General features: G+C 48.6%; 9 protein-coding genes. All 9 read right to left on the reverse strand.

From position 1 onward, the window contains the following. Positions 1–62: 62 nt before the first annotated feature. The 9 genes from cyuA to tdcA all read right to left on the reverse strand — a co-directional run bounded on the left by cyuA (position 63) and on the right by tdcA (position 11,789). Positions 63–1,373 carry a cysteine desulfidase gene (gene cyuA / locus A31E_RS07495; protein WP_000483437.1) on the reverse strand — a complete coding sequence of 437 codons (1,311 nt, stop codon included), beginning with the start codon at positions 1,371–1,373 and terminating at the stop codon, positions 63–65. Positions 1,374–1,400: 27 nt separating this feature from the next. Further along, complete coding sequence (locus tag A31E_RS07490; RefSeq protein WP_000401606.1) at positions 1,401–2,732, reverse strand: SLC5/6 family protein; 1,332 nt, start codon at positions 2,730–2,732, stop codon at positions 1,401–1,403. 278 nt (positions 2,733–3,010) lie between these two features. Continuing rightward, positions 3,011–4,375, reverse strand: a complete 1,365-nt coding sequence (tdcG, locus tag A31E_RS07485) for an L-serine ammonia-lyase (RefSeq protein WP_000622150.1) — start codon at positions 4,373–4,375, stop codon at positions 3,011–3,013. Positions 4,376–4,444: 69 nt separating this feature from the next. Then, positions 4,445–4,834 carry an enamine/imine deaminase gene (locus A31E_RS07480; RefSeq protein ID WP_000719985.1) on the reverse strand — a complete coding sequence of 130 codons (390 nt, stop codon included), beginning with the start codon at positions 4,832–4,834 and terminating at the stop codon, positions 4,445–4,447. A gap of 13 nt (positions 4,835–4,847) precedes the next feature. After that, complete coding sequence (tdcE, locus tag A31E_RS07475; protein ID WP_001517141.1) at positions 4,848–7,142, reverse strand: 2-ketobutyrate formate-lyase/pyruvate formate-lyase; 2,295 nt, start codon at positions 7,140–7,142, stop codon at positions 4,848–4,850. Between the two features lie 33 nt (positions 7,143–7,175). Continuing rightward, positions 7,176–8,384: a propionate kinase gene (tdcD, locus tag A31E_RS07470; RefSeq protein WP_010379154.1), complete on the reverse strand. Its 1,209-nt coding sequence runs from the start codon at positions 8,382–8,384 to the stop codon at positions 7,176–7,178. Positions 8,385–8,409: 25 nt separating this feature from the next. Continuing rightward, complete coding sequence (gene tdcC, locus A31E_RS07465) at positions 8,410–9,741, reverse strand: threonine/serine transporter TdcC (RefSeq protein WP_000107717.1); 1,332 nt, start codon at positions 9,739–9,741, stop codon at positions 8,410–8,412. 21 nt (positions 9,742–9,762) lie between these two features. Next, positions 9,763–10,752, reverse strand: coding sequence for a bifunctional threonine ammonia-lyase/L-serine ammonia-lyase TdcB (tdcB, locus tag A31E_RS07460; protein WP_000548354.1), 990 nt, complete (start codon positions 10,750–10,752; stop codon positions 9,763–9,765). Positions 10,753–10,850: 98 nt separating this feature from the next. Beyond that, on the reverse strand, positions 10,851–11,789 hold the full coding sequence (gene tdcA / locus A31E_RS07455; protein ID WP_000104220.1) for a transcriptional regulator TdcA: 939 nt from the start codon (positions 11,787–11,789) through the stop codon (positions 10,851–10,853). Positions 11,790–12,498: the final 709 nt, after the last annotated feature.

Raw genomic sequence — 12,498 nt, forward strand, 5'->3', positions numbered from 1 at the left:
AGGCCGGATAAGATGCGCCAGCATCGCATCCGGCATCAGGTATGACATCCGAAATCCGGCGCTTATCTGGCCTTGCTCGCCATAATCTCGATAATCTGCCGATCCGTTTGCTGCATCGAATGGCTTGCCAGCGCACACAGATTGGCAATCGACTGCTCAACATCATGCGCCACAATGCCTTCATTGCCGGTCACGGCGGTATCATCCAGCGCCATTAACACCGCTTTCCATGCTGCCGAAGCACTGGTCGAAACCTTCATAGCACAACTGTTCGATGCGCCATCGCAAATCATACCGCTAACATCACCGATCATACTGCTGATCGCCATTGAGATCGTTTCATAACGCCCATCCACCAGCCATGCCATCCCGGCGGCGGCCCCCATTGCTGCCGTCGTTGCAGCACACAGCGCAGACAATCGCGGCAACTGGTTATGGATGTAAATCGCGCTCAAATGCGAAAGCATCAACGCGCGCGCCAGACGCTCATCATCAGCACCGAAGTGTTCCGCTACCACTACCACAGGCATTGTCGCGGTGATCCCCTGATTACCAGAACCCGAGTTACTCATCGCCGGAAGCGTTGCGCCGCCCATACGCGCATCAGATGCCGCGCTGGTACGAATCACAATTGACGAAGAGAGATCTTTCGCCAGCAAACCGCGTGCACACTGTTTTTCCAGCGTCGCGCCAATATGCAACCCCCAGTTACCGCTTAAACCTTCCTGCGATAATGCGCAATTTAACTTCGCAGAATCGAGAATAAAGCGAATCGCCTCAAACGGCACTTCATTGACGAACTTCAGGATCTCTGCCAGCGTCGTATTAGACAGCACCGCCAGCGGCGACTCTTGCTCGCCCTCGGCCACACACGCCTGCTGAGTAAACACCACGCCATTGTGCGTCTCAATATGCACAATGTTGGTATGTCCGCCGACGATGGTGACACAAGCCCACTTCTCACCACTCCAGACTTTGGCGCGAGAGAAGAGGATTTCATCGCAAGGCTCCTGGATCTTAACCGACACTTTTCCCGCCGCCAGCAACGCTTTGGCATCGGCAATCGCCTGTGCTGTCGCATCTTTCAGCACTTCCAGCCCAGCTTTGGCATTTCCGCCTAACGCTCCCAGCGCCGCTGCAATCGGCAGCCCCACCATTCCCGTACCGGGAACGGTGACCCCCAGACCGTTCTTCATCAGATTTGGCGAAACCCAGGCTTCTACACGTTCAACCGGACCTTCCAGTTCTGCCGCAGCAACCGCCGCTGCCAGCGCCAGTGAAATAGGTTCAGTACATCCCAGCGCCGGTTTTACCTCCTCCTGTACTGCGAGAATGTAACGCTGCCATAACGGATTTAAAGTCGAATTAAACATAATAAAAACCTTAAAATTTCAGGTAAATCAAGAAAATGCCAGGAACGGTGAAACACAGAGCAACAAACCGGTGACGATAATCAGGTACAGAGAGGCACCTTTGTATTTGTGCAATGCCGGTACTTTGTAAACCAGCCACGCCGGGATCAGGCACCCCACCATGCCGAAAATCGGGCTACAGATAGAGGTGAAGCTCAACACCGGCGCGTTCAGTACGATGGCGCTCCAGGCCAGTAAAATAGCGAAAATCATGATGCCGCGCTGGACGAGATTTTCGTTAATCTTCTCGGCGGGTATCTTGCGGCGCAGGATGTTCATTACTATCCCTTGCGTGGCTTCGCGAAAGCCTAAATAGACGCCAAAGAACGCGGTCATTACGGCAAAGATATTGAGAATGACGCTGACCACTTTTACCCACGCTGCGCCATCACCGCTAATAAACTGCGCGGCAATCGCCAGGGCAGAAATATTCTGCTCATAGGCTTTTACCGCTTCGTCATGTCCCATCGCCAGGGTGAACGACACGGCATAGAAAAAGACAGTGACGAACAAAATGCCAAATGCAATGTTCATTGCCCGTAGCGCTTTATGTCGCGCCACTTCAATCGATTTTTCCCGCGAGCGATAGGAAATCACCATCGGGCTTAAAGTCTGAATAAACAGGATTGAGGTCAGAGTAAACGGCAGCGTAATAATCGCGTTTTTCACCAGCAGCCCCAGCGGCGGCAGCGAACCCACGTTATACAGATGCCACATTCCGACCATCGACACGCCTAATGCCGCGACTACCAACAGTTTGGTCAGCACCATGCCGGTTGAAATTTTGAATAACAGTTTCTCGCCGCGTGAGGAGATCGCCACCAGAATACAAATCAGTACCAGTCCATAAAACGGATTGTCTGACAGCACGCTTTCGGTCACGCCAAAAGTATGCAGATAGGAGGCACTATCGTTGGTGATGGCGGTGGAATAGACGAACATCCAGATCACCAGCATCACGAAATAAAGTGCACCTAACAGGATGCCCCAGTTTTTGCCTAAATAGCCACTGATGACGCTCGGATAATCTTTACACTCCGGCGATTCGGCCAGCGTATTAATAAACAACCGCTGAAACAGATACATTGCCGGGTAACCAATCACTGATGAGAGCAAAAATACCCACAATCCCATCAAACCGACCTGCACCGGGAGAAAAACAATCCCCGCGCCAATCGCCATCCCAATACTCATAATCACCCAACCGGTGTCGGTACTGTCGAATTTGATTGCTTCACGCCACTCACTTTCGCTCATTCCAGCACGACCCGCCGGGGTCGAAGCGTCTGCAATAACGCCTTTATTCGATGCAATTTCCATAATTTCTCGCTCAATATTTTGTAGGGCTTATTATTTTTTTCCGAGCCGCATCAAGGCGATATGCGGTCTACGTTTTTTGCAGGCGAGTTATTAGAATAAAGAAATGATACGCGTGAGGTCAGAGAAAATCTTCACAATCAAGACTTTGAAATAACGGTGATGGATAATAATTTTCTACCAAATCGATAAATAGGAAATGGTTATTCTCTATTTGCGGCAGATCACAATAAAAAAGGGTGCACATTTTGTGCACCCAAGGATGAAAGCTGACAACAATGTCAGCCGCAGACCACTTTAATAGCCAGTCCTCCGCGTGAAGTTTCGCGGTATTTATCGTTCATATCTTTGCCAGTCTCATACATCGTCTCGATCACTTTATCGAGCGAAACACGTGGTGCAGAGGTACGCTGCATCGCCATCCGCGCTGCGTTCACCGCTTTCACGGCATTAATCGCATTCCGCTCAATACACGGAATTTGCACCTGCCCGGCTACCGGATCGCAGGTCAGCCCAAGGTTATGCTCCATGGCGATTTCCGCCGCATTACACACCTGAGCCGGGCTACCGCCCAGCAGTTCGGTTAGCCCTGCCGCTGCCATCGAACAGGCCACGCCAATTTCCCCCTGACACCCCACTTCCGCACCGGAAATGGAGGCATTCATTTTATATAGCGCGCCGATAGCACCAGCCGCCAGTAGAAAACGAGCGATAGAGCGCTCATTGAGCGGACGGCGGAATTTATCGTAATAGGCCAGCACCGCCGGAATAATACCGCAAGCGCCGTTAGTGGGTGCCGTCACTACACGTCCACCAGCGGCGTTTTCTTCACTGACCGCCAGAGCAAACATATTGATCCAGTCGATCACATTCATTGGATCGTTAGAGATATTGTCACTAGAAAGCAGCAAGCGGCGCAGCGCCACCGACCGGCGTGGGACATTAAGCGGGCCAGGCAATACGCCTTCGGTGTTCATGCCGCGTTCAATACCGTCAGACATCACCTGCCAGATACGCGCAAAACCAGCGTCAATTTCCGCTTTGCTGCGCAACGCCAGTTCGTTTTGCATCATCAGACCAGAAATAGACAGCCCATTGTAATCACACATTTTCAGCAGTTCGCCTGCCGAATGGAAGTCATAAGGTACTGGCATTTCGACATCATGCGTCAGGCCGAAGTGTTCGTCTTCAACAATAAAACCGCCGCCGACAGAATAATAGGTTTTGCTTAAGAGTTCTTTCTGCCCTTTCCAGGCAGTAATCCGCATTCCGTTCTCATGACGCGGCAACATTTCCGGATGAAAAATAATGTTTTTTGCTACAGGAAAATCAACCACATGTGCGCCTGCCGCCACCGGGAGTCGACTACTGCGCGTCACAAGTTCAATAAATGCAGGGATCTCATCAATAACAACATCCTGCGGACTGTTCCCTGCCAGTCCCATGATGATAGCGATATCCGTGGCATGGCCTTTGCCCGTCAGTGACAACGACCCGTAAAGATCGACCACAATGTGGCTCGTTGCGGTTAATAAACCACTACTTACCAGCCGATCGATAAAACTTTTTCCAGCATTCATTGGCCCCACGGTATGCGAACTGGAGGGACCAATACCAATTTTGAAAATATCGAATGCACTAATCATAACCACACTCTCGGATTGCCACTCTGTGAAGAGGAGTGGGACGACTCTGCGGCCGCCCCACTCCGGGCTTTACACGCTACGTACTGCGATAGCTTCGATTTCCAGCTTCACATCTTTCGGCAAACGCGCGACCTGCACGCAGCTACGGGTCGGGTAGGTCGCCTGATGCTCATCAAAGAACTGCTTATAGACTTCATTGATGGTGGCGAAGTCGTTCAGATCGGTGATAAATACCGTCATCTTGACGATATCGCCCACGGACAAACCGGCAGCGACAACAATCTCTTTGACGTTTTGCAGGCTTAAACGTGCCTGATCTTTCACATCAGCCGGGATCTCGCCGCTCTGCGGGCAAACCGGAATTTGCCCGGAAGTGAAGACCATGCTGCCTAAATCCACACCCTGAACATAAGGGCCGATTGCCCCCGGGGCACGTTGCGTTTCGATAATTTTTTTCATACATCCTCCGGCGTCAGAGCGCCTGGGTAAAGGTACGTGAAATCACATCCTGTTGCTGTTCACGGGTCAGCGCGTTGAAGCGCACAGCGTAGCCAGAGACACGGATTGTCAGGTTAGGGTATTTTTCCGGGTGCTCGATGGCATCCAACAACATTTCCCGGTTCATAACGTTGACGTTGAGATGTTGACCGCCTTCGATATCCGCTTCGTGGTGGAAATAGCCATCCAGCAGACCGACAAGGTTGGTTTTGCGTACCGGATCTTCTTTGCCCAACGCCGCAGGGACAATTGAGAAGGTGTACGAAATACCGTCTTTGGCGTAGGTGAACGGCAGTTTCGCCACAGAGGTCAGCGAAGCCACGGCCCCTTTGCGGTCACGACCGTGCATCGGGTTAGCGCCAGGGGCAAACGGAGTACCCGCACGACGACCGTCCGGCGTGTTACCTGTCTTCTGTCCATACACGACGTTTGAGGTGATCGTCAGAATCGACTGGGTCGGCACGGCGTTACGATAGGTTGGTAGCGCTTTAATTTTCTTCATAAAGCGTTCAACCAGGTCGCAGGCAATACTGTCTACGCGCTCGTCGTTGTTGCCGTACTGCGGATATTCACCGTCAATTTCGAAGTCCACCGCCAGGCCGTTTTCGTCACGAATCGGTTTCACGCGAGCATATTTAATTGCGGACAAGGAGTCCGTCGCCACCGACAAGCCAGCAATCCCGCATGCCATCGTGCGATAAACATCACGATCGTGCAGTGCCATCAGCGAGGCTTCGTAGCTGTACTTGTCATGCATGTAGTGGATGAGGTTCAGCGCGCTGATGTACTGCACCGCCAGCCAGTCCATGAAGTGGTCGAGGTTATCCATCACTTTGTCGTAGTCCAGCACGTCGTCCATCAGCGGAGCCATTTTCGGGCCCACCTGAATCTTCAGCTTCTCGTCCATCCCGCCGTTGATTGCATACAGCAATGTTTTCGCCAGGTTAGCGCGTGCGCCGAAGAACTGCATCTGCTTACCAATCACCATTGGGCTGACGCAGCAGGCAATCGCGTAATCGTCGCTGTTGAAGTCAGTGCGCATCAGATCGTCGTTTTCATACTGCAAGGAAGAGGTGACGATAGACACTTGCGCCGCATATTTTTTGAAGGCAATCGGCAGCGCTTCCGACCACAGAATAGTCAGGTTAGGTTCCGGTGCTGGCCCCATAGTGTGCAGGGTATGCAGATAACGGAAGGAGTTTTTGGTCACCAGTGTGCGGCCATCCAGCCCCATCCCGCCGATCACTTCCGTAGCCCAGATTGGATCGCCGGAGAACAGCGAATCAAATTCTGGTGTACGCAAGAAGCGCACCATGCGGATCTTCATGATGAAGTGGTCGATCAGTTCCTGCGCCTGCTGCTCATTGAGCACACCGGCTTTAAAGTCGCGTTCAATGTAGATATCGAGGAACGACGCGGTACGACCAAGAGACATCGCACCACCGTTTTGCGATTTCACCGCCGCCAGGTAGGCGAAATAGAGCCATTGCACCGCTTCCTGCGCATTTTGCGCCGGACGGGAAATGTCAAAGCCATATTTCGCTGCCATTTCCTGAATCTGTAACAGCGCACGACGATGTTCTGCCAGTTCTTCACGCAGACGGATAGTGGCTTCCAGATCTTCGCCTTTTTCCAGACGAGACTGAAGATCGGCAAATTGCAGTTCGCGTTCACGCACCAGATAGCTGATGCCGTACAACGCCACGCGGCGATAGTCTCCGATAATACGTCCGCGACCATAACCGTCCGGCAAACCGGTCAGTACCCCAGATTTACGGCAGCGCAGCATATCCGGTGAATAAACATCAAATACACCCTGGTTATGGGTTTTACGCAGATCGGTAAAGATGTACTCAAATTCGCTGTCCATTTCACGGCCATACGCGTGGAATGAACTTTTAATCATATTAATGCCACCGAACGGATGCAGCGCGCGTTTTAACGGCGCATCCGTTTGCAGACCCACTATTTTTTCCAGCGGCTGATCAATATATCCCGCATCATGAGCGGTAATGGTGGTGGCAATATTGGTATCGAAATCTAACGGCGCGTGAGTCGCGTTTTCGATACGAATGCCCTCCATTACTTTTTCCCACAACGCCGTGGTTGCAGGCGTTGCTTCGGCAAGGAAAGATTCATCCCCTTCATAAGGTGTATAGTTGTGTTGAATAAAATCGCGGACATTAATTTCGTTTTTCCAGTCCGTACCTTTAAAGCCAAGCCATGCGTCGGCGTACAGCTTATCGCTGGTATCGATATCTACCTTCATGAAAAATAATCTCTCTACAATACTTCAACTAAATTATGCAAATTCTGCGGGGGCGTTTACTTTGCCTAAATGAATCGCATCTAAGGCAATCATTTTTTCTTCGTTGGTCGGAATAACGGCGCAAATTACGCTAGCATTTTCACTGGAAATAATTCGTTCACCGTAAGAGTTAGATCGATTATTCATTTCTGTATCAATCTCTACTCCTAATACAGCTAAATGTTCCATAACCAAACGACGAATTAAACTTGAGTTCTCTCCTATTCCACCGGTGAATATAATTCCATCCAGGCGATGTAATGAGGCAGCGTGTCCGGCAATATGGCGGGCAATTCGGTGAACAAAGGTTTTAATTGCCAGTTGTGCACGCTCATGGCCTTCATGCCAGGCTTTTTCCAGTACGCGCAAGTCGGAAGAAAGACCGGAAATACCTAATAATCCCGACTCTTTATTTACCACGCGTTCCAGGTCGCCCAGGCTCTGGTTGGTTTGACTCGCCACCCAGGACATCGCACCGAAGTCAACATCACCACTGCGCGTGCCCATCATCAACCCTTCCAGCGGCGTCATTCCCATTGAGGTATCCACGCTCTGACCATTGCGAACTGCACAGATAGATGCACCATTGCCAAGATGCGCGACCACCAGACCGGAGTCATCTTCCGCCAGATCCAGCAGCGAATAGGCGCGCTGAGAAACGTAGCGGTGCGAGGTTCCGTGGAAGCCATAACGACGCACGCCAAGCTCTTCGTAATATTTCCACGGCAGGCCATATAAATAAGCCTCTGGAGCCATTGTCTGATGGAAGCTGGTATCAAATACCGCCACCTGAGTTACACCTGGAAATAATTGCTGTGCCGATTCAATACCACTTAAATTGGCGTAATTATGCAGCGGTGCAAGCGGGGAAACACGGCGGATATTATCAATGACCTCATCGGTAATAATGGCGGACTCGGTAAAAATACTGCCGCCGTGGGCGATACGGTGGCCAATTAAGGCCACTCTGTCATTTAAATTCCGTTTTTCCAGTTCAAATGCAATTGCCTTCAATGCACCTTCGTAGCTGTGGTGAGCCAGCGGTGCTGGCTCTCCTCCATTTACGGATAAGAATGCATTTTCCGAGTTAATACCATCGGCAATACCTGACATTAATACTTCACAGTCTGAGGTATCCAGCACAGAAAACTTAATTGAAGACGAACCACAGTTAATAACTAAAACAACCGGATATTCATTCATCTCTTTTCTCATCCTGAGTTACAGATTAAAACAGTTTGTATACGATGTTCAGGATGGTCAGCAGACCAATCACGGTGACAAACACGTTATCCAGACGACCACGGTATTTCGCCAGAGACGGCGCTTTACGAATGGCGTACATCGGCAACAGGCACAGCAGTGAGGCAATAATCGGCGCACCCATCGCTTCAATCAGGTCCAGAATGTTCGGGTTGGCGTAGGCGACAACCCAGGTAGAGCCCATGATGAAGATCATGCTGATAGTATTCAGTTTACCCAGCGACACTTTGGTTTTGTCACCTTTATAACCGAACTTCAGAATCAGACCGTTCAGACCTTCCAGCGTCCCCAAATAGTGACCGAAGAAAGATTTGAAGATAGCCACCAGTGCGATGATGGAAGCCGCATATTCCAGCGTAATAGCGAACGTCGTTTTGGTGCCGGTCATGGACGCAAAGTGGTTAGCCAGATAAGAAAGTACCGGAATATTCTGCGCTTTCGCTTCCGCCATATTCGCCGGAGAAAGAGTAAACAGGCAGCTAAAGGCGAAGAACATCACTACCGCAACCATCAACATGCTGGCACGAGAGATAATTTGTGAACATTTACGCTCGGTGAAGTCGCGTCCAAAATCTTTCTCATACTCTTCACGTTTAGAAACCACGAAGGAAGAGACGATTGGCGAGAAGTTAAAGGAGAAGACCATAATGGAAATCCCCAACCAGACGGTGATCAGAATGCCATCATGACCCGTTAACGACAGCGCACCGAGATCAACTTGATCGATAACCGCAGAGTTCCAGTAAGGGATCAGCGACAGAGAAATCAGCACCAGGCTGGCGATAAACGGCCATACCAGGTAGCTCATTACTTTAACCATCAGATCCTTACCAAACCAGATGACGAAGGCCATCAACAGCAGCAGGAACAGCGCCACAAAGCCGCGATTCAGTGGCGCAAAGCCGAGCTGGTTTTCCCAGAAAGTCATAAAGGTGTTGGTAATGGTAACGCCATAAATCCACAGCAGTGGGCAAATCGCGAAGAAATACAGGAACGTAATGACCACGCCGCCGGTTTTACCAAAATGCTCTTCCACCGTTTCCGTAATGTTGCCGGAAGGGTTAGAGCCGGAAAGGCACAGACGCGCCAGCGCCCGGTGACAATAAAACGCGATTGGGTATGCCAATACCAACATCAGCAGAATCGGAATTAGTCCGCCAAAACCTGCGCGGATAGGGAAGAACAGCACCCCGGCGCCGATTGCCGTGCCAAACAAACCTAACGTCCATGTGGTATCTGATTTACGCCATGACGATTGTTTTGTCTGGCTGGATACAATGCTATCTGAAGTACTCATATCCTATCCTCAACGAATTAATTAAGCGCCAACGAAACCGGTGATTTGAGAGACGCGGGAAAGATCGATATTACCGCCGGAAATAATACTGACGGTTTTTCTGTTTTGAATATATTGGTCTAATTTACCGCTTAATAATGCAGCACATGCCAGAGCGCCCGCGCCTTCGGTGACGACTTTATTGCGCTGAATTAAGGCAATCATACTGTTTCTGATTTCGTCTTCGCTAACCAGCACGATATCATCGACTAATTCACGAACGATTTCGTAAGTTAAATTACCCGGGCGAGCGACATCACAACCATCCGCCAGGGTGCCGGTAGTTCGGTGCGTGGTTATTTCTCCCGAGTGGAAAGAAGCCGCCATACCATGAACGTTTTCTGACTGCACACCAATAACACGGATAGTTGGGTTAATAGATTTAATCGCCACTGCAATACCGGCAATTAAACCACCACCGCCAATTGGTACAATTACGTTATCGACATCATAGAGATCTTCCATAATTTCCAGACCAATCGTTCCCTGGCCGGCAATGACTTTCGGATCATCATAAGGGGGAATAAAGATGCGACCTTCCGTTTCGACAATTTCACTTACTTTGGCGATGGTATCGTTGAAGTTATCGCCATGCAGTACGACTTCAGCGGAGTAGTCACACGTTGCCGCAACTTTGGATTTTGGCGCGCCTTTCGGCATCACGACTTTACCATCAATCCCCAGCATCGCACAGGAAAGCGAAACCCCTTGTGCATGGTTGCCCGCCGAACAGGCCACTACCCCCTTGCGTTTCTCGGCATCGGTTAAGGAGCTTAATTTATTAAATGCACCTCGAATTTTAAATGAACCAGTACGCTGCATGTTTTCAAACTTCAGGAATATTTCACCTTTGCAACGTTCACTAAAGTAGTTAGAGCGAGGCATGCCTGTTTTATAAATTCGCCCAGCCAGACGTTGTTTTGCTTCAATAATGTCATCAATAGCAACCGGCAGATCGTATGTAATATGCATTATAAAACCTCTTCGCCTGAATTAAATTTGTAGGTAACCGTAACCAACACCTGTAAAAATACAGGTGGATTATTCATGTTTAAATAAAAAACAAATAACTAACCAACTTCTATTAATTGCCTTCGTCGACACCCATTATAAGATGAATACTCTTTAGCTAATTCCACCAAAACTGATGCTGCTTTTTTGATACGATAATTTTTTGACCATACTGCGGCATATCGTGCCACCGGCAACGTTTCCTCAACCGGAATAGTAATAAATTGATTAGAACCAAAAGGTGAAGTCATATCGCAGGGAATAACGGTTAAGAAATCAGCATTGAGAACAAGATTATAAATGGTGACGACCGAGTCGGTTTTAACGATGTTTTCAATACTGATGCCATTTCTTTGTAGCGTGGTGAGTAGCTCGCTGTAGTATCCCATATTCGTTTGTGGCAACACCCACTGTTCGTTCTTCAAAGACTCCAGCGTGGTGGTGCCGGTGCATGTTCGGGACTTACCGGCAACCAGCACGAATTCTGATTCGAACAGCGGCTCAACATGCAAATCCTGAAGCTTCATTTCTGCACTTAACGTACCTATCGCAAAATCCAGGCGCCCATCGCGGATAGCCGGTAAGAACGAAGACAGTTGCGCTTCATACATTGAGACCTGCGCTTTCGGGAACACCTCTTTGAATTTGTTGATCATCCCGGACATAAAGGTAAAGCCAATCAGCGATGGAAAACCAAATGAGACTTCCACTACAGCCTCAGTGGACATACCGCTAATCTCATTAACCATATTTTTCATTTCGCGGGTAATGGATTCGGAACGAGAGAGCAACAATTGACCAGCAGGTGTCAGCGTTACGCCGGTATTTTTCCGAACGACTAATTCAACGCCAAAATAATCTTCAATATCGTTAATGATTTTACTTACCGCTGGTTGAGTTAACCCTAATTCTTTTGCAGCCGATCCAATAGAGCCACTTCTGATGACTTCCTGAAAGACTACCAGGTGTTGCGTTTTAGGAAGAAGAATAGTGCTCATAACAACCTGCGTTAATTACCTCATTGACGGAATGAATTGTATCAAAATGGAATGAACAGGATATGTGCGACCACTCACAAATTAACTTCCAATAGTTTTCCAGGTAAATCCTTAAAGCGATATAACCATTTAATATCAATGAGTTAGACAATAAAAATCAACACAAAGCCTGACTTTTATCAAAAAAATAAGGGGGGATAACCATATTTTATGGCGATAACAACACGCTTGATTTTTCTTATTAGAAAATGCGCTTAGACGATATTTCAATCAATTACCGTGTATTTCGCAGACGAATTTTAAGTTAAATTTAATGCGCAAGTTATCAAATTTTATTATAAATAAATCGTTTTCATAGATAAATAATGCGGCACATCACATTTTTTTGCGCTATTTGTTGAAGATGAAACATTGATCATAGCAAAGACTTAAAACTCAATAAACATATATTAAACAAACAAAACAATTGATTAACGTCATTTTTCCTCTCAATGGCAGGACGTCATTTTGTGAACGCAATCGTTTCCCACGATTTATTCTTGTTTTACGGTTACCGAATAGCATTTTGTGTTGAGGATCACAAAACTAATAATTGCTATTCGAAGTAAGTTATCAGCATAGACCACAGGATGGCTAAAAAGAGTGTTTATATTAAACCAACAGGCCGCGTTCTTTTGGGTATAGCGTCGTGGACAGTCATTCATCTTCC

Source organism: Escherichia sp. KTE159 (assembly GCF_000408805.1).
Taxonomy (GTDB): Bacteria; Pseudomonadota; Gammaproteobacteria; order Enterobacterales; family Enterobacteriaceae; genus Escherichia; species Escherichia marmotae.

What these genes read in the sequence shown, in the direction of transcription:
- tdcG (WP_000622150.1), bottom strand. Translation starts at nt 4,375, where the DNA reads ATGATTAGTGCATTCGATATTTTCAAAATTGGTATTGGTCCCTCCAGT.
- tdcB (WP_000548354.1), bottom strand. Translation starts at nt 10,752, where the DNA reads ATGCATATTACATACGATCTGCCGGTTGCTATTGATGACATTATTGAA.
- tdcC (WP_000107717.1), bottom strand. Translation starts at nt 9,741, where the DNA reads ATGAGTACTTCAGATAGCATTGTATCCAGCCAGACAAAACAATCGTCA.
- tdcA (WP_000104220.1), bottom strand. Translation starts at nt 11,789, where the DNA reads ATGAGCACTATTCTTCTTCCTAAAACGCAACACCTGGTAGTCTTTCAG.
- A31E_RS07490 (WP_000401606.1), bottom strand. Translation starts at nt 2,732, where the DNA reads ATGGAAATTGCATCGAATAAAGGCGTTATTGCAGACGCTTCGACCCCG.
- cyuA (WP_000483437.1), bottom strand. Translation starts at nt 1,373, where the DNA reads ATGTTTAATTCGACTTTAAATCCGTTATGGCAGCGTTACATTCTCGCA.
- tdcD (WP_010379154.1), bottom strand. Translation starts at nt 8,384, where the DNA reads ATGAATGAATATCCGGTTGTTTTAGTTATTAACTGTGGTTCGTCTTCA.
- tdcE (WP_001517141.1), bottom strand. Translation starts at nt 7,142, where the DNA reads ATGAAGGTAGATATCGATACCAGCGATAAGCTGTACGCCGACGCATGG.
- A31E_RS07480 (WP_000719985.1), bottom strand. Translation starts at nt 4,834, where the DNA reads ATGAAAAAAATTATCGAAACGCAACGTGCCCCGGGGGCAATCGGCCCT.